Below are 18,305 nucleotides of genomic sequence, written 5' to 3' on the forward strand. Positions count from 1 at the left end.
CCGCTACCGGGCGAGCTCCGCGGGTGCACCTGCGGAGCTCTCCGGGGCGGTGGCAGGACGGGGGCGCAGCCCGAAGGGCGCGTTGCGGCGCGTCGGCCAGGGTGCGCGGACCTGGTCGACGGCCGAGCCGACCAGGATCCAGGCGCCGGTGTCCTGGGCCAGCCCGACGAGGTGCGGGACGGTGCGCAGGGCGGGGGCCAGTGCGCGCAGCGCGCCCTCGTCGACGCCGGCGACGAGGAGCGCCCGGCCGGGCTCGGGCGCGACGACCGACCGGGCGAGCTCGTCGACGGTCATGGCGGCCGCGGAGACGTCGCGGCCTCGACGCGAGACCGACACCGGGGTCCACGGCTGCGCGTCCGCGCGGCTCGGGAGCAGGTTCACGACGTCGAGGTGCCCGACGTCGCCGAGGTCCAGCACGTCGTCCACGGTCAGCCGGATGTCGCCGATCACGACGTCCCGGATGCCACGGCCGTCGAGCCGGGCGAGCCGTGCCGCGGCGAGGGACTCCCGGAGCCAGGTGGCGACCCCGTGCCGGCGGCGCCACGCGGTGCTCCACCGGCCGCGGTGCTGCGCGGCGCGCACGACGCCGCACGTGGTCCGCAGGGGGAGCAGGTCCGGGTACGCCTGCCCCACGCGCGCGTGCGCCTCGGCGAGCCGGTCGAGGTTCGTGGTCATGCTGTTGTGCGTCAGGACGACGTCGTCGGTCCGCACGCGCAGTCCCTGGCTGCGGACGCGCGCGCCGTACTCGACCGCGTAGGCGTGCCACGCCAGGTCGGGGTGCTCGCTGAGCGGCTCCGCGAGCACACGCTCGCGCTCGATCAGGAACAGGACCTCGTCGACGCTGTCCACCTGGACCGACGGTGACGAGGCCGCCCCGATCATCACGACGCGGTCGCGCACGACGCCGGCGACCGAGCCGGACGACGTGATGCCCACGGCGCCGACCAGGCCCGCGTCCGGGTCGTCCTGCAGCGCGGCCGCGGCGACCTCCAGCGCGACGAGGGAGTGCAGGTAGACGTCCTGGTGGACGAAGACGACGACGTCGTGCCGCGCGCGGCGGGCCCCGTCGTTGAGCGCCGCCCCGGCGGAGCTGAAACGGCCCTCGCGGTTGTCGACGGGGAGGTACTCGGTGTCCGGGGCGTCCGGCATCCCCGCGGTGATCGAGGCGTCGAGGCACGTCGTGCGGACGTCGAGGTCGTTGAAGACGCAGACGATGGACACCGGTGTGCGGCGCGGCTGCGTGCCTGGCATCGTGACCTCCCCCCGAGCGCTCGTGCGTCGCATCGACGTGTCGACGATAGGGGACGAAAGGGGCAGGTTGGACACCTGGCGGCGAGGTTCACCCGGGTGGTGGCGAGCATCCGCCGGGCCCGCGCGCGGACGGGTGATGCGGCTCGATCGGGTCGCGTGCAACGATGCCCGCAGCCCGCTCCAGCCCGTCGACCCGAGGATGACCACGGTGCCTGCTGATCCGCGCGGCGCCCCCGGTCGGGTGGCGGTCGTCGTCGTGACGTACAACAGCGCGGACGTCGTGCCGGGCTTGCTGGAGTCGCTCCCGGCCGGGCTGGGACCCCTCGACTGGACCCTCGTCGTGGTCGACAACGGCTCGAGCGACGGCACGGTCGAGGTGGTCGGGGAGCTCGCGCCGGACGCCGTGGTGGTGCGGTCCGGCCGCAATGGGGGGTACGCGGCCGGGATCAACCTGGGTGCCGCACAGGTGCCGGACCGGTCCGCCGTCCTCGTGCTCAACCCGGACGTCCGGCTGGGCCCGGGCTGCGTCCCCGAGCTCGTCGCCGCCCTCGGTCGCACCGGTGCTGGGATCGCCGTCCCGAGGCTCGACGACGCCCGCGGCAAGCTCATCTCGTCCCGACGCCGCGAACCCACCCTGCGGCGGGCCGTGGCGGACGCCGTGCTCGGCGCGGAGCGCGCGGGTTCGGTCGCCGACCTGGGTGAGGTGATCACCGACCCGCGCGACTACGAGGCCGAGTCGCCCACCGACTGGGCGGAGGGGTCCACGCAGCTCGTCTCCGCCGCGTGCTGGGACGCCGTGGGCCCGTGGGACGAGTCGTACTTCCTGTACTCCGAGGAGACCGACTTCGCCCTGCGCGCCCGTGACGCGGGGTACCCCACGTGGTTCGTCCCGACCGCGCACGCCGTGCACCTCGAGGGGGGCTCGGCCGGCAACCCCGCGCTGTGGCGGCTGCTGGTGGCCAACCGGCTCCGGCTGTACAGCCGTCGGCACGGTCCGGTCGCCACCGCCGCCTTCTGGGTGGTGCTGGTGGGCCGCGAGGGCAGCCGCGCACTGCTCGGCAAGCAGACGAGCCGGGCGGCGCTGCGCGGACTGCTCAGCCCGCGCTACCTGCGTGAGACGCCGGGCCCGCACAGCATCGCGCCGGTCACCGCCAGCGCTTGAGCAGTCCCTTGAGCTCGAGGGCCGCACGGCGATGGACCGGCGGGGGGACGAGCGCCGCTCGGGCCAGGGTCTGCGGAGTGTCGTCGCGCGTCACGCTGAACCGCGGCTGGAGCCACGCGCCGGCCGTCGCGAGGCGCCGGTCGGAGGTGTGCACGGCCGTGTACCCCAGCTGCCGCAGCGAGCGCAGCGTCGCGCGGTCGTACTGACCTCGCGGCAGGGCGGCCTCCGTGACGTCGCCCGCGACGGCCGCGATCACGTCGCGGGCCTCGACGAGCTCGCGGTGGCGGACGGCGGGGGACATGGCCCGCCACGACACGTGGTCCATGCCGTGCGACCCGACCCGCATCCCCGCGGCACCGAGCTCGGCGACCTGCGGGGTCGTCACGCTCCCGGCGGTGTCCAGCCGGCCTGCGAGGACGAAGAACGTGGCGGTCAGACCGCGCTCGACCAGCCCGGGCAGGCCGAGCTCCACGTCCGAGGCGTTGCCGTCGTCGAACGAGATCACCGTCGACGGCCACGTCGCGATCTCGTCGAGGATCCGCAGGTACTCGTCCGCGGTGATCCAGTACCGGGCCTCGTCGTCGTCGATCGTCCGGCCCGGCGTCCCGATGCCGTGGAAGCAGATGTTGCGCACGTCCCGGCGGCCCATCAGCGCGTGCCCCCTGCCAGGCGCGACGACGCGTCGAGCTCCCACTGGTCCCCGCCCCGGCGTGCGCGGCGGTCGGCGACGAGGGTGAGCACCGCGTAGACGACGCCTGCGGGCGCGAGCCACGGGCGACGCAGGACGACGTCCGACAACCAGCTGGTGCGGCTGGACGGGCGCACCCCGGCCCGGCCCTCCGCGGCCGCGCGGGCGCGCAGGGCGACGTTCCCGCGGCGCACGCGGGTCAGCCGGGCGACGAGGTCGCGCGTCCTGCGGGGCGTCTCGACCTCGGTGGCCACCGACCTCACCACCACCCGCTCCTGGGCGGAGAAGAGGGAGTCGAGGAAGAGGTCGTCGGCCTGGAGGTCCGGGAACCGCGCGAAGCGGGACCGGCCGGCGGCGGACAGCGCGATCATCCCTCGGCCGTAGAGGCCTGTCTGCGCCGCCGGCAGCCGTGACTGGATCGCGTAGTAGCAGCGGACCGCGAGGGGGCGGCCGGTCAGGACGAGGTGCCGGTCGGGGACCGCCGCGAGCGGGGCCGGGGCGCCGTCCGGGCCGGGCTGCTCGAGCGCGGCGGCGAGGGCGCGGACCGTGGCGGGCGTCGCGGCGATGTCGGCGTCGAGGTAGACCCGGGGGGTGCTCGTCGCGACCGCGTCCCCGGCGTTGAGGGCGGCCGCCTTGCCGGGTGCCGGGAGGTCGAGCACGTGGACGTCGCGGGCGCTCGCCTCGGCGACCGTCTGGTCGACGCACCCGTTGGCCACCACGATCACCTCGAGCTCGCCGGGTGCCGTCCCCGCCAGGAGCCGGTCGAGGTTGCGACCGATGACCGCCGCCTCGTTGTACGCGGCGATGATCACGCTGGTCATCGGGCCGCTCCTCCTCGTCCTGCCGGTACGGACCGTCAGGCGGGGAGACAGAGCCGCACCGGACGCGAGCCCGAGACTACGGGATCACGTCCGGTGCGGGTCATGCCCTGCGTGCTGGGGTCAGCCGACGGGCTGGCCGGCCTTGGGGCCGTCGTGCCACACGTTCCCCGAGAGGGTCACGGCGGGGGCGTTGACGGACGAGAACGGTCCGTAGGCGCCGCCGTTGGGGAAGATCGTCGTCGTGATGTGGTTGTTCGAGATGACCACGTTGTTCACCCGGGACAGCACGTCGGTGCCCTGCTGGTAGCCGCCGTACACGGTGTACGCGCCGCCGCCCATCAGGTTGCGGTCGATGAGGATGTTCTTCATCGAGTCGGCCGAGCCGGTGGACAGGATGATCGCGGACGTCGAGCCCTTGGCCACCAGGATCGTGTTGTGCACGAGCTTGACGTTGTCGGACCCGAGCGACTGGATGCCGTCGTTGTGCGAGTCGGACGTCATGAGCAGGTCGTGGATGTACGAGTCCTGCACGGTGACGTTGTCGCCGATCTTGAGGCCGTCGATCGTGCCGTGGATGTTCACGCGGGTGAGCGTGTAGTTGCGTCCGGCGACAGCGGCGTCGTTGTTCGTGTTGCCGTTGCCGTCGAGCTCCGTGTCGACGATCTGGAGGTTCTTCGCGCCCTCGTCGTTCAGGACGAGCCAGAAGCCGCTCGCACGGACGACCGAGTTACGGATGACGACGTCGCTCGCCGTGGCGGTGATGACCAGCGGCGTGGTGATCAGCTTGGAGTCGATGACCGTGCCCGGCTGCGTGATGCGGGACGGGCCCGTGTACGGCGTCAGGGCGACGCCCGCGGGGACACCGGTGGTCGACGCGCTCGGGTAGGCACCCGTGGCCGGCGGCGGGGTCGGCGTCGGGGTGGCCGTCGGCGTCGGGGTCGGCGTGGGCGTCGAGGTGGCCGTCGGCGTGGGCGTCGGGGTCGCCGTGGCCGTCGGGGTGGGCGTCGGCGTGACGGTGGGCGTCGGGGTCGGCGTCTTGGTGGGGGTCGCGGTGGGGCTCGTGGTCGGCGATGCCGTCGGCGTGCTGCCCGAGCCGGTCGACGGCGCGAACACCGGGTCGACCCAGTACTGGCTGCGGTTCCAGGTCTGCTTCGGGAACGAGCTGGACTTGCCGTACGAGTAGACGCCCGAGCTGCCGCGCGGGACCGACAGGAGGTCGGTCTGCGAGCCGGACCAGAACTGCTGCGTCTGGAGGTAGCGGCCCTTCGGGGCGAGGTACGAGGCGACGTAGCCGGAGCCGGCCTTCAGCTTCACGGGCTGGTCGAAGTAGGCGGTCTGCCAGCCGCGCGAGGTCTCGGCGCTGAACGTGACCGACGCGAGGCGCTTCCCGGAGGCGTCCCAGAGGTTGCCGACGTGGGCGCCGGAGTTCTCGGGGGTCTTGTAGAACCGGACACCGAGGACGACGCCGTCCTTCGCGGGGGTGAACGGGGTGCCGAGCTCGACGCTGTCCTGGTCGGCGTCGACGGTGCCGCCGGCGGGGACGGAGTCGCCCCACACGGTGACCTTGGGCTCGATCGCGGCCGCAGCCTGGGCCGGGGTCAGGGTGGCCCCGGAGCTGGCGATGCTGAGAGTGACCCCCACGACCGCTGCTGCTGCGACGGTCGCGATGACTCGCGCCAAGGGCGCGCGCCGCATGGGCGCTCTGTGCGTGCTCGATCGATTCACGAGGTGTGTCTCCCTACCATCGCGGCGCCGCGAGAGACCCGGGTGGGCCGATATCTCATGCCTCCGTGCGGAGGGGCGCCGTTTTGTCACTGTTGGATAACGAAGCGGCCCTCATGCTCGCATGGGTGAACTTACCGACAAACCTTCACCCGGATGGAGCAATGGGTGTAAACCCCTGATCTTGGGCTGAACTGGAAGAACGTCCAACAAAACTCGTTATGGACTTTGTCTCACTATCTGAGACGAACTGCACCGGTTGCCCCATGAAACCGGGCATCTTCGGACAAGCCTCACCCGGACGTGTGACGGTCTGCGGCGGCGCGGGCGCGGTGACACGCGAGGCACGTCATGGCAGGCTGCACGACCGTGACGACCCCCGTGCGCCTCAGCCCGGTCGACGACGACTCCCTCCCCGAGATCGCTCGCTTCCTGCACGAGAACCTCAACCAGGGGCTGTCGGCGGACGAGTGGGCGCGTGCGCTCGTGCCCTCCTGGCGCACGGCCGAGACCACCCACGGCTACTGCCTGCGGGCCGACGGCGTCCTGGTCGGCGTCTACGCCGCCTTCTTCTCGGAGCGTGTGGTCGCCGGCCGGGAGAGACGCGTCTGCAACCTCGCGGCCTGGTGCGTCCTCGACGGGTACGGAGCGCAGGGCCTCCGGCTGCTGCGCGCCCTGCTGTCCAGCGGCGCCGAGGTGTTCACCGACCTCTCGCCCAGCGGGTCGGTGGTGCCGATCGACCTGCGGCTGGGGTTCCAGAGGCTCGACACGACGACGGACGTCCGCCCGAACCTCCCCCTCTGGCGAGCGCGGGTGAAGGTCGTCACCGACGAGCGGCGCATCGCCGCGCTGCTCACGGGGCGCGACGCCGAGATCTTCCGTGACCACGTGGGCGCCGCGGCCGTGCGGCACGTCGTCCTGCTGGTCGACGACCGGCCCTGCTACGTGATGTACCGGCGGGTGCGCCGCAAGCGGCTGCCGCTGTTCGCCGCGCTGGTGCACGTCGGCGACACCGCCCTGTTCCTGCGCGGGGTAGGCCGCCTCGGCGCGCACCTGCTGGTCCGTGGCATGCCGGTCCTGCTCGCCGAGCGGCGGATCGTCGGCGGCCCGGTCGGGTTGTCGCGCACGGTCACGGGGCGGCCGAAGCTGTTCCGCGGGGCCGACGTCGAGGCCGGCGACATCGACGACCTCTACAGCGAGATCACCTCCGTGCCGTGGTGACTTCACCCCTTGTGCCCCGAATCCGGGCAGGAGCGGTCGTTACGCTGACGCCGTGGTCACGGTCTGGCACGAACTCCTCGCGGCACGGTCCCAGCTGGCCGGACACGCACCCGCGCTCTCGTTCAAGAACGACACGCTGACCTACGCGGACCTGTGGGCCGCCGCACGTCGCTGCGGCTCCGCGCTCGCCGGTCTCGGCCTGGCGCGGGAGGACCGCGTCGCCGTGTTCCTGGAGAAGCGCCCCGAGACCGTCACGGCGTTCCTCGGGACGTCGGTCGCCGGTGGTGCGTTCGTGCCCGTGAACCCGTTGCTCAAGCCCGCGCAGGTCGGGCACATCCTGACCGACTCGGGCGCTCGCGTCCTGGTCACGTCGGCCGCGCGCCTCGACCTCCTCACGGACGTGCTCGCGCAGTGCCCCGCCCTGGAGCACGTCGTCGTGGTCGACGAGCCCGGGGCGGCGCCCGACGGGATCGCGGTGCACGGCTGGGACTCGCTCCTGAGCGGGGCGACGGTCGAGCCGCTGGCCTCCGGGGTGGACCTCGACGTCGCGGCCATCCTCTACACGTCCGGCAGCACCGGCCTGCCGAAGGGCGTCGTCCTCAGCCATCGCAACCTCGTGGTGGGGGCGCAGAGCGTCAGCCAGTACCTCGAGAACACCGCCGACGACGTCATCCTCTCCGTCCTGCCGCTCAGCTTCGACGCGGGTCTGTCGCAGGTGACCACGGCCCTCGCCGTCGGCGCGCACGTCGTGCTGCTCAACTACCTCGTCCCCGCCGACGTGGCCCGCGCGTGCGCGAGGTGGAAGGTGACCGGGCTGACCTGCGTGCCACCGCTGTGGATCCAGATCGCCGGCCTCGACTGGTCGGCGGAGGCGCGCGAGTCGCTGCGGTACTTCGCGAACACCGGGGGCCGGATGCCGAAGACGGTCCTGGACAAGCTGCGCGCCCTGTTCCCGGACGCGCGCCCGTACCTGATGTACGGGCTGACCGAGGCGTTCCGGTCGACCTACCTGGATCCCGCCGAGGTGGACCGTCGGCCGGACTCGATCGGCAAGGCGATCCCGAACGCGGAGATCCTCGTGGTCCGGCCCGACGGCACCCGCTGCGACCCGGGGGAGCCCGGCGAGCTCGTGCACCGTGGCGCCCTCGTCTCGCTCGGGTACTGGGGCGACCCGGAGCGCACCGCTCAGCGGTTCCGCCCGGTCCCCGGGCCCACCACCGGGCACCGGCTGCCGGAGCTCGCGGTGTGGTCGGGAGACACGGTCGTGTCCGACGAGGACGGCTTCCTCTACTTCGTCGGGCGTGCCGACGAGATGATCAAGACGTCCGGCTACCGGGTCAGCCCGTCGGAGGTGGAGGAGGCGGCGCTGCGCACCGAGCTCGCCGTCGACGCGGTCGCCTTCGGCGTGGAGGATGACCGGCTCGGGCAGCGGATCGTGCTGGTCGTGGCCCCGCCGGCGGGCGCGACGCTCGATCCGGCGACCCTCCTCGCCGCCCTGCGCAGCGCGCTGCCGACGTTCATGGTCCCCGCCGAGATCGTGGTCCGGGACTCGGTACCCCGGTCGCCGAACGGCAAGTACGACCGACCGCGCGTCCGGGCGGAGTACGCGTCGTGACGGCCTCGACCACCGTGACCTCGTTCGGCGAGGTCGACGGCGTGCTGACCGTGGGCGGGATCGGCGTGGACCGGCTCGCGCGCCGCGTCGGCTCGACCCCCTTCTTCGCGTACGACCGCAAGCTCATCGAGGAGCGCGTCGCCCTGCTGCGCTCGGTGCTCCCCGAGAAGCTGAGCCTCGGCTACGCCGTCAAGGCCAACCCCATGCCCGCCGTCGTGCATCTGCTCGCCTCTCTGGTCGACTCGCTCGACGTCGCGAGCGCCTACGAGATGCGGGTGGCCCTGGATACCGGGACCGACCCGTCCCGCGTGAGCTTCGCCGGCCCGGGCAAGACCACCGCGGAGCTCGAGCAGGCGGTCGCGTCGGGCGTCACGATCGAGATCGAGTCGGAGGGTGAGGCGCGCCGCGTCGTCGCCGCCGGCGCCGAGCTGGGCGTGCGACCGCGCGTCGCTGTGCGCGTCAACCCCGACTTCGCCGTCCGCGGCTCCGGGATGCGGATGGGTGGGGGTCCGCAGCAGTTCGGCGTCGACGCCGAGCAGGTGCCCGACCTCCTGCGCGAGCTCGACGCGGCGGGAGTCGACCTGGTCGGGTTCCACGTCTTCGCGGGGTCGCAGAACCTCTCGGCGGACCTCCTCATGCAGGCGCAGACGCGCACGGTCGAGCTGGTGCTGGCCCTGAGCGCCGACGCGCCGCAGCCGGTCCGGTACGTCAACCTCGGCGGTGGGTTCGGCGTCCCGTACTTCCCGACCGACCAGCCGCTGGACGTCGTCGCGGTCGCCGCCCACCTGACCGAGCTCGTGGAGACGCGGCTCGCGCCGGCGCTCCCGGACGCCGAGTTCGTCATCGAGCTCGGCCGCTACCTCGTCGCCGAGGCCGGCGTCTACGTCACGCGGGTCGTCGACAGGAAGGTGTCGCGCGGCAGCACGTACCTCGTGGTCGACGGCGGGATGCACCACCAGCTCGCCGCGTCCGGCAACCTGGGCCAGGTGATCCGCCGCAACTATCCGCTTGCGGTCGGGGAGCGGATCTCGGCCGAGCCGGAGGAGACCGCGACCGTCGTCGGCTGCCTCTGCACCCCTCTCGACCTGCTCGGCGACCGCGTCGAGCTGCCGCGGGCCGACGTCGGCGACCTCGTCGTCGTCTTCCAGGCCGGCGCGTACGGCCTGACAGCCAGCCCGACGGCGTTCCTGGGCCACCCCGCACCCGTCGAGATCCTCGTCTGACCCACCACCAAGGAGCCTCATGACCGACGCAACACTCGAGGGTGTCAAGGGCATCGTCGTCACCACCCTCGGCATCGAGGACCGGGCCGCGACCCTGACCGCGACCAGCCCGCTCTTCGGCGCCGTGCCCGAGCTCGACTCCCTCGGCGTGCTCGAGGTGGTCACCAACCTCGAGTCGCACTTCGGCATCACGATCGACGACGAGGAGTTCTCCGGCGAGATCTTCGAGACCCTGGGCGCGCTCGCGCAGTTCGTCGAGGGCAAGCTCCCGTCGGCCTGATGCGCCCGCCACGCGTCCTGATCATCGTCCAGAACCTGCCGGTCCCGCTGGACCGGAGGGTGTGGCTGGAGGCCCAGGCCCTGACCGCCGCGGGCTACGAGGTGAGCGTCATCTGCCCGAAGGGGCCGGACGATCCCGCCCGGCAGGTGCTCGACGGGGTCGGCATCTACAAGTACCGCCCGGCGCCCGAGGCGAACGGCCTGCTCGGGTTCGTCGTCGAGTTCGCGTACTCGTGGCTGCGCACCGCGTGGCTGTCGGTGGTGGTGCGGCGCGAGCGCGGGTTCGACGTCATCCAGGCGTGCAACCCGCCGGACACCTACTGGCTCCTGGCCCTCCTGTGGCGCGTCGCCGGGGTGCGCTTCGTGTTCGACCACCACGACCTCAACCCCGAGCTGTTCCGGTCGCGATTCGGTGAGCCGCGCTCGGCCGGGGCGCGCGCGCAGTACGCCGGGCTGCTCTGGCTCGAGCGCCGCACGTTCCGGGCGGCGCACCGGGTCATCTCGACCAACGAGTCGTACCGCCGCGTCGCCCTGGAGCGCGGCGGGGTGCCGCGTGAGCACACCGAGGTCGTGCGCAGCGGCCCGGACACCCGCAGGATGCGGCCGGTGGTGCCCGAGTCGGATCGCGCGCGCGGCGGGCACCTCCTGGCCTACCTCGGGATCATGGGCCCGCAGGACGACGTGCACGTGGTGCTCGAGGTCATGGACGAGCTGGTCCGCGTGCGCGGGCGTCGTGACGTGCGCGCGGCGCTGCTCGGCTTCGGGGACACCCTCGAGGACCTGCGCCGTCAGTGCACCGCGCTCGGGCTCGACGACGTGGTGGAGTTCACCGGCCGGGTCGGTCCGCGGGAGATCGGCGACTACCTGAGCGCGGCGAGCATCGGGGTCGGGCCGGACCGCAACACCCCGCTGAACGACGCGTCGACCATGAACAAGACCATGGAGTACATGGCCTACGCCGTGCCGGCCATCTCGTTCGACCTCACCGAGACCCGCTTCTCAGCGGGCGACACCGGCGTCATCGTGCCGTCGGGGGACGTCGGCGCCTTCGCGGACGCGGTCGAGGAGCTCCTGGACGACGAGGACCGGCGGGTCGCCCTGTCGCTGGCCGCGCGCGAGCGTGCCGTCGCGGAGCTCGACTGGCGTCCGCAGCGGCGCCGGTACCTCGGGGTGTTCGACGGCCTGCTCGGGTTCCGCTCGAGGGTCCCGTCGGACGACCCCGCGCCCGACCCCGCAGACCCGTGGGGACGCGCGTACATCGACCTCGAGACGCCCGGCGAGCTCGAGTCGTTCGTCCGGTCCCGGGGCCCCGCGCGCTGAGCCGGAGCCGTCAGCGCGGTGCGTCGGCCGAGCCCACACGCCGGGCTCGGCGCGTGTCGAGCGGCTCGGTAGGTGGCGTGACCGCGGGCGGCGGGGCGGGCAGGGCGGGTGCCGGCTCCACGTCCACCGCCGGCGGTGGTCGGCCCGTGTCGCGGTCGCTCGGATGCAGCCGGATCAGCGCCCCCGCGATGCCGAGCGCCAGGAACAGCGTCCCCATCGTCATCGGGAACCCGAACCCGTCGAAGAAGGCGAGCGAGACCGCACCGGCCAGGATCCCCGCGACGAGGGAGAGCGCGAGGTCGCGTGACTGCGGGTCCGCCCACCGGCGCCGACGGCGCACCAGGACGACGATCGCGGTGACCGGGATGGCGAGGAACGCGACCGTCCCGACGATCCCGGCGCTGACCAGCAGGCCGAGGTAGTTGTTGTCGAAGATCCGGTACTTGGGCAGGAAGGTGCCGAGGCCGCGACCGAACCAGGGCGCGTCGGTGAAGAACTGCCAGGCGACCGCGTAGCTGTCGGTCCGTGACGTGATGCTCGGGTCGTCCTTCACCCCGCTGAACATGCCGCGGACCGAGCTGAAGAGGCGGGGGACGCCGGCCGCGAGCACGCCGGCGACGAGGACGAACGACCCGCCCACCCGCCAGCGCAGGGCAGGCGGCCAGCCCACCAGGAGCACGAGCATGCAGACCGCGAGGCCGATGTACGCCGAGCGGGACATCGACAGGGCCAGGGCCAGCGAGATCGTCGCGACCGGGAACCAGCGCCGCACGAACCCGCGCCCGGCGGGGTGGAGCGCCCCGTGCAGGGCGAGGGGCAGGAGGATCGACAGGAGCGCGCCGAACTCGATCGGGCTGGTCGCCGTCCCCGAGATGCGCACCAGACCGTTGCGGAAGGCCGCGCTGACATCGCTCACCGCGGTCAGGCCCGGGATGGCGATGCGGTCGACCAGCGGCTGCTTGGTCACGTACTGGGCGAGCCCCACCAGGGCCATCAGCCCGCCGATGAAGGCGAACCGGCGCACCAGCACCTCGACGTCCCGCAGCTTGGTCAGGCCGTCGTGCGCCGTCAGCAGCGCGCCGGACCAGGAGATGACCACGAGCACCGCGACGTCGGCCGGGCTGACCTCGTCGGAGTCGATCGGCCGCGTCATCGCCGCGACGTAGCTGATCCCGACGGTGACCAGGAAGTACGTGAGCGCGATCCGGACCGGTCGACGAGGGCCGGCCACGCTCGCCGAGCGCCAGAGCTGCGCGAGGAACCACACGAGGGCGCTCGCGAGCCCGAACAGCGTCGAGGGTGCGCCGGCGCTGCCCAGCGGGTGGAACACCAGCCGCGACGGGATGCCGAACAGCAGGACGAGGTAGACGGTCAGCCACGTGAGGACGCCGGTCGTGCGCAGGGCGTCGCGCGACCGCGCGGTCGTGACGGTCGAGACGGTCGAGCTATCCACGACGCGCGACGCGCGACTCGTCGTCGCGGGACGGCCCGTCCAGCGCCCGCGGCGGCCACTCGGAGCCGTACTGCTCCTCCGACCGGGCGAAGTCGCGCGACTCGATGTGCGGGACGCCGGCGGGCCAGGTCTTGGCGGCGTCCGACAGCGCCCCGCGCTCCGCCTGGCCCGGCGCCGGCTCCGGGGCGACCTCGGGGACGTCGGGGACGAGCTCGGGGACCACGACGGGCGTCACGTCGGGCGCGGCGTCCTCGGGGGCGGTCGCCTCGACGGGCTCCGTCTCGACGGCCGCGGCGGCGGGTGCCTCGGGCTCGTCGGCGCGCACCGTCGCACGGCGGCGCTCACGTCGCCGGGCTGCCAGCGCGTCGAAGGCGATCGCACCGACGAGCGTGAGCACCAGGGCGAACCCCGCCGCGGCGATGAGCGCGCGCAGGGAGTCGCCGCGCTCGGTGGTGGGCTCCCTGTCGACCGACAGCGGCATCGAGGTGACCCGCGAGTCGGCCGGGGCGTCGACCTGGTCCTGCAGCATGGACAGGGCCTCGGGCAGCGTGGCGAGGACCGAGTTCAGGGCCTCCATCACGTCGTCCTTCGAGGGGTCCTCCACGGTGATCAGGACCAGCGGGCCGCGGGACAGCGGGTCGAGCACGATGTCATAGGTGGTGTTCGGGAAGTCCTTCGCGAACACCTGACGGGCCTCGTCACCCGCGAGGTACGCGACGACCAGCGCCGCGGGCTGCTCGAGCCCGCCCAGCTGGAGCAGGGGGTTCGAGCCGTCCTCGAGGGACGCGCCGGGCGGCAGGAGGAGCACGCTGCCGGTCGCGCTGTACGTCGGCGGGACGGCGTCGTTGGCGACGTACACGAGTCCCACGGTCATGGCGAGACCCACGAGCACGACGTACCACCGCCGCAGCAGTGCAGCAGCGACAGCGGTGAACTCCATGGCTGCTCCTGTCCAGATCGACCCGCGAGCGGACGGGCTGGCGGCGGTCCTTCGAGGTTAGTGCCGGGTCCCGCGCTGGTGGCACAGGCACTCGGAATCATGTCCGATTCGTCACGATATCTTCATCCGGTCGCCGAGCGGTCCGCCCGGGTCTGCATGCCAGACTCGACGAGGTGGCAGGAGGTGGCGGGCGATGACGATCTGGGACGCGCTCCAAGCGCTCGTCCGCCGGTGGTACGTGCTTCTCGGCGCTGTCCTCATCGGCGTGCTCGCCAGCTACGTCGCCGTCACCGCCGAGGGCGCGTACTGGTCCCACGCGGAGGTCACGTTCCTGGCGCCCACCAGCGCGATCAACCCCAACGCCCTGCGGACCACCTCGAGCGATCTCATCATCGCCGCCGGTGCCGTCGCGAAGCGCGTGAACGGGAACGCGACGTGGAACCAGATGGCCGACCCGGCGGCGACGATCGTCGGCCAGGGCATCCTCGACGGGTGGCAGGTCAAGCTGCCGGACCACGGCGGGCAGTGGTCCCGCGTGTACCCCCGCCAGGTGCTCGACATCCAGGTGAGCGGCCCCACGGCCGACGCTGTCCGGGTGCGTCGGGCGGAGCTCATCGAGCGCATCGACGCCGAGCTCGCGGGGCTGCAGGAGGGCGTCGCACCGTCGGACCTGATCACCACGGCGGTCGTGCCGGCTACCCCGTCGATCTCCTACATGCACGGCAGCAAGGTCCGCGCGCTCGCGATGATCTGGGTGCTGGTGGGGGTCGGGGTGCTCGCCGCGATCCAGATCCTCGAGCCGCGCTCGGCCCGCCAGCCGTGGTCGGGGGTGGTCCCCGCGGCGCCGAGCGCAGCAGCAGGACCCCGGCACGGACGCCGGTCGGCGCCGGGGGCGGGCCGGCGACGCGCCCAGCCGGGAGGACCGCCGCCGCGTGGGAAGCGACCGGCTCCGCCGCAGGACCTGGCGCCGAACGACGCCAAGGTGGTCGCGTCCGGACCGGCGGCGAACATCGACCGCCGCCGCCCGGGCGCCGACCAGTGAGCGGGGACTAGCCGCCGAGCACCCCGCGGAGCAGCTCTGCGCGCTGAGCGCCCACCCGGCCGTACGTGAACCGGTCGGCGGCCGCACGCGCGGCCGCTCCGTACGCGCGCCGGGTCTCGGCGTCCTCGGCCAGCAGCCGGAGCGCAGCAGCGATCTGGGGCGCGGAGCCGGGCTCGACCACCACACCCGTGCGCCCCTGCTCGACCAGGCGGGCGGCACCCATCGGCGTCGTGACGACCGGGAGGCCGCAGGCGGCCGCCTCGTAGGTCACCTGCGGCCCGCCCTCCTCCCAGGTGGGGAAGACGAAGACGTCGGACCCGGAGTACAGCACTGCGGGGTTGTCGACGTAGCCGGCCAGCCGGACGCGGCCCGACCGCGCGTGCGCGTCGACGAGGTCACGGATCTCGTCGTCGACGGCGCCGACGAGGACCAGCTCGCCCTCGACGTCCAGGGACGCCCAGGCCTCCAGCAGCTCGGGCACTCCCTTGCGCACGCCGATCCGGCCGACGAACACGGCCCGGAACCCCGGCCCCCGCTCGACCGGGGCACCGAGCGCGAACCGCTCGGGTCGCCAGCCGAACGACGTCCGCAGGATCTGCTCGGGCCGGACGTCGAGCGCGAGGAGGGACTTCTCGACCTCCGGGTTCGACGCGAAGTAGTAGTCGTAGAGCCGCAGCTCGGCCGTCTCGCCCTCGATGACGTCCCGGGTCACCGCGTGCGTGGGGGGCATGCCCAACCGGGCGTAGGCCCGGTCCAGGAGGGGTCCGGAGGTCGCGCAGGCCGAGTTGATCATCTCGCGCACCGTGACGATGCCCCGGTCGCGTGCGGCCTCGACGGCGGCACCGGGTGTGCCGGGCCAGAAGTGGGCGACGGTCGACCCGGGGTCCGCCGCGTCCACGGTGCGGCGGAACCGGCGGTCGAGCAGGCGCAGCGCGGGCCGCTCGACCCGGCGCCACGGGAGCCGGCTGGTCACCGGCGGGACGGGGGTGCGCACCGTCACCCCCTCGGGGAGCGCGGTCCTGCTGCGGCCCGCGTGGACCTCGGTGCGGACGCCGGCGGCCGCCATCCCACCGGCGATCTGCGCACAGCTCTCCGCCGGTCCGCGTCCGCTGAACGAGTACGGCGCGTACACCAGGCACCGCACCTCGCCCCCCGCCGCGATCACTCCACCACCGCCGGCGACCACGCCCCGGGGATGAGGACGGCAGGGGTCGCGTCGGGCGTCGTGTCCACCGCCCACACGTCGGTGGTGCCGGGCAGGTCCGCCCGCGGCAGGCCGTACAGGAGGGTGTCGTCGTCGAGCCACGCGGCCTGGTCGTCGACCCCGCGGGTGGCCGGCAGCAACGTCTCGGTGCCGTCGGCCAGGTCCAGCACGGCGAGCGACCAGACGGGCTGCCCTCCGACGGTGTCGACCACCTTCTTGTAGGCCACCTGCGTGCGGTCCGGGGAGATCGACGGGCACTCGGCGTCGGTGCGCAGGGACGTGAGGGTCCGGTCCTCGACGGAGCCGCGCACCAGCCAGGTGGTGCCGACGGACTGCGAGGCGGCGGTCGCGTAGAACTCGTCGTCGTCGACGAACGTCACGCCCCAGATGTTGCGGTCCGCGGCGGTGAACGGGGCTCCGTCGACCGTCAGCGCGAAGTCCTCCACGTTGCCCAGCGAGGTGCCGTCGGCGCGGTGGATCTCGGTGAGGGTCGAAAACCCGACCGTCGCGTAGGAGTGGCCGGTGACGAACGAGGTCGTCGCGACCAGGGTGCCGTCGTCGGACAGGCGCGTGCGGCTGGGGATGCCCGGCAGGCCCCACGTCTCGACGGGCTGCCAGTCGGTGTCGAGCACCTCGGCCTCCCACCGGGTGGCGATGCCGGCGATCGTGCGCAGGCACGAGGCGACAGGGCCGGCGACGTCCACGCGGTCGCAGGCGACGTCCGTGAACGCGCGTGCGCCGCCGGGGTCGTCGAGGGGCACCGCCGAGACCAGGCCGTACTCGTTGCCGGGCAGCGTCGAGCGGAACACGATGTGCGGCGCGGCGAGCACGGCGTCCAGGTCGGTCGACTCGACGGCGGGCGCGGACTCGATCGCGGCCTGGTTGGCGCGCCAGGCGGCGACGGCGTAGGCGCCCACGCCGACCAGGACGACGACCGTGACGGCGACGAGGATCGCCACGCGCGGCGGCACACGCCTCACCGGCCGTCCTCGGCGTCGACGAGCTCGGGTCCCGCGTCGGCGTCCTGGGGCGCCGCGTCGAGCCCGCGGACGACGTACCACGCGACCGGCACGGCGCACGCGAGCAGGACCGCGACGGAGAGGATCGCCGGTCCGCGGCCCACGGTGTACCAGAGCAGGCCGAAGAGTGCGGACGAGGCCATGCGGGCCACGGCCACCACGGTCTGGGCGGTGCCGATCGCGGACGCCCGGGCGTTCGGGGCGGCCCGGCGCCCGACGAGCGCGGCGAGCACCCCGTCCGTCGCGGCGTAGAAGAGCCCGAGCAGGAGCAGGGCCGCCACGGTGGTCACGGCCGAGGCGGTCGCGACGCCGGCGCACACGTAGGCGACCACCAGCGCGGCATGACCCCACACGAACACCCGCGCCCGGCCGACCCGGTCCGCCAGCCGACCGACGGGGATGGCGAGCGACATGTAGGCCAGGTTGGTGCCCACGTACAGCAGCGGGAACCACTGCGTCGCGAACCCGTCGCGGGCCTGCAGGGACAGGTAGATGAAGCCGTCACCCACGGTGAGCAGCGCGAGGATGCCGGCCATGACGAAGATCCGCCGCAGCCCCGGCTCGGTGAGGAACGACCAGCTGAACGGCCGGCCGGCCGGCTCGAGCCCGGGGATGTCGCAGGTGCAGCCCTTGCACTTCGGCAGCTTGCGGGCCTCGCGGGACCGGTGCTGCGTGAGCCAGGCCGCCCGGCGCGGGCGCAGGTCGGGCACCAGCAGGACCAGGGCGGCGAGCCCGATGACGGCGCAGCCGAACGAGATGACGAACACGGTCTGGTAGCCGTCGGGGATGGCCCACAGGACGACGAACGCGAGGAGCGGTCCGAGGGCGGCACCGATCGTGTCGAGCGTGCGGTGCACCCCGAACGACCGACCGAGCGTGCGCGGGTCCGACGAGGCGGTGATCATCGCGTCGCGCGGCGCGGTGCGGATCCCCTTGCCGACGCGGTCGATCGCGACGATCGCCGTCACCGCCGCGAAGCTGCTGGCGACCAGGAGCACTCCCCGGGTGACCGCCGACAGCCCGTACCCGACGACCGCGACCCACTTGGGGTGGTCGCCCCTGTCCGCCGCCCAGCCGCCCGCGATCCGGACCAGTGCGCTGGCGCCCTGCATGAGGCCGTCGACGAAGCCGTACGCGAGCGTCGAGAGACCCAGGGCGGTGGTCAGGTACAGGGGCAGGACGGCGGCGACCGACTCCGACGAGATGTCGGTGAGCATGCTCACCACGCCGAGCGTGATGACCACCGACGAGACCCGACCGCGCTTGGCGGCCCTGACCGCGCGCGCCTCTTCGGGTGACGCGGCGTCGGAGCGGGCGGGACGGTCGCGCAGGGACAGGTACACCG

Annotated in this window: 16 protein-coding genes; 7 read left to right on the forward strand and 9 right to left on the reverse strand. The window is 73.3% G+C overall.

Features of this window, described 5'->3' with window-relative positions:
* Nucleotides 1-3: 3 nt before the first annotated feature.
* Nucleotides 4-1,251: a hypothetical protein gene (locus AC1DXT_RS04685; protein ID WP_477060188.1), complete on the reverse strand. Its 1,248-nt coding sequence runs from the start codon at nucleotides 1,249-1,251 to the stop codon at nucleotides 4-6.
* Nucleotides 1,252-1,459: 208 nt separating this feature from the next.
* Between AC1DXT_RS04685 and AC1DXT_RS04690 the strand changes: the two genes are divergently transcribed.
* The gene (locus tag AC1DXT_RS04690) at nucleotides 1,460-2,413 is read left to right on the forward strand and encodes a glycosyltransferase family 2 protein (RefSeq protein ID WP_477060189.1); all 954 of its coding nucleotides are present in this window, start codon (nucleotides 1,460-1,462) and stop codon (nucleotides 2,411-2,413) included.
* On the opposite strand, the gene AC1DXT_RS04695 is transcribed toward AC1DXT_RS04690, so the two are convergent.
* The 3 genes from AC1DXT_RS04695 to AC1DXT_RS04705 all read right to left on the reverse strand — a co-directional run bounded on the left by AC1DXT_RS04695 (nucleotide 2,397) and on the right by AC1DXT_RS04705 (nucleotide 5,617).
* On the reverse strand, nucleotides 2,397-3,062 hold the full coding sequence (locus AC1DXT_RS04695; RefSeq protein ID WP_477060190.1) for a polysaccharide deacetylase family protein: 666 nt from the start codon (nucleotides 3,060-3,062) through the stop codon (nucleotides 2,397-2,399). The genes AC1DXT_RS04690 and AC1DXT_RS04695 overlap by 17 nt on opposite strands.
* Nucleotides 3,062-3,922 (reverse strand): glycosyltransferase family 2 protein, encoded by an 861-nt coding sequence (locus tag AC1DXT_RS04700; protein ID WP_477060191.1) that lies wholly within the window; start codon nucleotides 3,920-3,922, stop codon nucleotides 3,062-3,064. The genes AC1DXT_RS04695 and AC1DXT_RS04700 overlap by 1 nt, the downstream gene beginning before the upstream one ends.
* A 120-nt stretch (nucleotides 3,923-4,042) precedes the next feature.
* Nucleotides 4,043-5,617, reverse strand: a complete 1,575-nt coding sequence (locus tag AC1DXT_RS04705) for a DUF4082 domain-containing protein (protein WP_477060192.1) — start codon at nucleotides 5,615-5,617, stop codon at nucleotides 4,043-4,045.
* 396 nt (nucleotides 5,618-6,013) lie between these two features.
* On the opposite strand from AC1DXT_RS04705, the gene AC1DXT_RS04710 reads away from it, so the two are divergent.
* Genes AC1DXT_RS04710 through AC1DXT_RS04730 form a run of 5 tightly spaced genes read left to right on the forward strand, consistent with a single transcriptional unit; the run spans nucleotide 6,014 to nucleotide 11,302 of the window.
* Complete coding sequence (locus tag AC1DXT_RS04710) at nucleotides 6,014-6,865, forward strand: hypothetical protein (RefSeq protein WP_477060193.1); 852 nt, start codon at nucleotides 6,014-6,016, stop codon at nucleotides 6,863-6,865.
* Between the two features lie 52 nt (nucleotides 6,866-6,917).
* Nucleotides 6,918-8,480 carry an acyl-CoA ligase (AMP-forming), exosortase A system-associated gene (locus AC1DXT_RS04715; RefSeq protein WP_477060194.1) on the forward strand — a complete coding sequence of 521 codons (1,563 nt, stop codon included), beginning with the start codon at nucleotides 6,918-6,920 and terminating at the stop codon, nucleotides 8,478-8,480.
* Complete coding sequence (locus tag AC1DXT_RS04720; protein ID WP_477060195.1) at nucleotides 8,477-9,703, forward strand: pyridoxal-dependent decarboxylase, exosortase A system-associated; 1,227 nt, start codon at nucleotides 8,477-8,479, stop codon at nucleotides 9,701-9,703. The genes AC1DXT_RS04715 and AC1DXT_RS04720 overlap by 4 nt, the downstream gene beginning before the upstream one ends.
* Before the next feature lie 19 nt (nucleotides 9,704-9,722).
* Nucleotides 9,723-9,983, forward strand: coding sequence for an acyl carrier protein (locus tag AC1DXT_RS04725; RefSeq protein WP_477060196.1), 261 nt, complete (start codon nucleotides 9,723-9,725; stop codon nucleotides 9,981-9,983).
* Entirely contained in the window at nucleotides 9,983-11,302 is a 1,320-nt protein-coding gene (locus AC1DXT_RS04730) for a glycosyltransferase family 4 protein (RefSeq protein ID WP_477060197.1), read from the forward strand. Before AC1DXT_RS04725 ends, AC1DXT_RS04730 begins: the two co-directional genes overlap by 1 nt.
* 10 nt (nucleotides 11,303-11,312) lie before the next feature.
* Here the strand turns inward: AC1DXT_RS04730 and AC1DXT_RS04735 are convergent, their stop codons facing one another.
* Both AC1DXT_RS04735 and AC1DXT_RS04740 read right to left on the reverse strand, forming a co-directional pair.
* On the reverse strand, nucleotides 11,313-12,755 hold the full coding sequence (locus AC1DXT_RS04735; protein WP_477060198.1) for an O-antigen ligase family protein: 1,443 nt from the start codon (nucleotides 12,753-12,755) through the stop codon (nucleotides 11,313-11,315).
* Nucleotides 12,748-13,695, reverse strand: a complete 948-nt coding sequence (locus AC1DXT_RS04740; protein WP_477060199.1) for a hypothetical protein — start codon at nucleotides 13,693-13,695, stop codon at nucleotides 12,748-12,750. The genes AC1DXT_RS04735 and AC1DXT_RS04740 overlap by 8 nt, the downstream gene beginning before the upstream one ends.
* A 193-nt stretch (nucleotides 13,696-13,888) precedes the next feature.
* Between AC1DXT_RS04740 and AC1DXT_RS04745 the strand changes: the two genes are divergently transcribed.
* Nucleotides 13,889-14,737: a hypothetical protein gene (locus tag AC1DXT_RS04745; RefSeq protein ID WP_477060200.1), complete on the forward strand. Its 849-nt coding sequence runs from the start codon at nucleotides 13,889-13,891 to the stop codon at nucleotides 14,735-14,737.
* Nucleotides 14,738-14,744: 7 nt separating this feature from the next.
* Here AC1DXT_RS04745 and AC1DXT_RS04750 read toward each other — a convergent pair whose 3' ends face one another.
* Genes AC1DXT_RS04750 through AC1DXT_RS04760 form a run of 3 tightly spaced genes read right to left on the reverse strand, consistent with a single transcriptional unit; the run spans nucleotide 14,745 to nucleotide 18,303 of the window.
* Nucleotides 14,745-15,923: a glycosyltransferase gene (locus AC1DXT_RS04750; RefSeq protein ID WP_477060201.1), complete on the reverse strand. Its 1,179-nt coding sequence runs from the start codon at nucleotides 15,921-15,923 to the stop codon at nucleotides 14,745-14,747.
* Nucleotides 15,899-16,921 carry a TolB-like translocation protein gene (locus AC1DXT_RS04755; RefSeq protein WP_477060202.1) on the reverse strand — a complete coding sequence of 341 codons (1,023 nt, stop codon included), beginning with the start codon at nucleotides 16,919-16,921 and terminating at the stop codon, nucleotides 15,899-15,901. Before AC1DXT_RS04755 ends, AC1DXT_RS04750 begins: the two co-directional genes overlap by 25 nt.
* Complete coding sequence (locus AC1DXT_RS04760; protein ID WP_477060203.1) at nucleotides 16,918-18,303, reverse strand: MFS transporter; 1,386 nt, start codon at nucleotides 18,301-18,303, stop codon at nucleotides 16,918-16,920. The genes AC1DXT_RS04755 and AC1DXT_RS04760 overlap by 4 nt, the downstream gene beginning before the upstream one ends.
* Nucleotides 18,304-18,305 lie beyond the last annotated feature (2 nt).

This window comes from Cellulomonas sp. P1_G12_2 (assembly GCF_056405535.1).

What these genes read in the sequence shown, in the direction of transcription:
- AC1DXT_RS04685 (WP_477060188.1), bottom strand. Translation starts at nt 1,251, where the DNA reads ATGCCAGGCACGCAGCCGCGCCGCACACCGGTGTCCATCGTCTGCGTC.
- AC1DXT_RS04695 (WP_477060190.1), bottom strand. Translation starts at nt 3,062, where the DNA reads ATGGGCCGCCGGGACGTGCGCAACATCTGCTTCCACGGCATCGGGACG.
- AC1DXT_RS04700 (WP_477060191.1), bottom strand. Translation starts at nt 3,922, where the DNA reads ATGACCAGCGTGATCATCGCCGCGTACAACGAGGCGGCGGTCATCGGT.
- AC1DXT_RS04705 (WP_477060192.1), bottom strand. Translation starts at nt 5,617, where the DNA reads ATGCGGCGCGCGCCCTTGGCGCGAGTCATCGCGACCGTCGCAGCAGCA.
- AC1DXT_RS04725 (WP_477060196.1), top strand. Translation starts at nt 9,723, where the DNA reads ATGACCGACGCAACACTCGAGGGTGTCAAGGGCATCGTCGTCACCACC.
- AC1DXT_RS04730 (WP_477060197.1), top strand. Translation starts at nt 9,983, where the DNA reads ATGCGCCCGCCACGCGTCCTGATCATCGTCCAGAACCTGCCGGTCCCG.
- AC1DXT_RS04740 (WP_477060199.1), bottom strand. Translation starts at nt 13,695, where the DNA reads ATGGAGTTCACCGCTGTCGCTGCTGCACTGCTGCGGCGGTGGTACGTC.
- AC1DXT_RS04745 (WP_477060200.1), top strand. Translation starts at nt 13,889, where the DNA reads ATGACGATCTGGGACGCGCTCCAAGCGCTCGTCCGCCGGTGGTACGTG.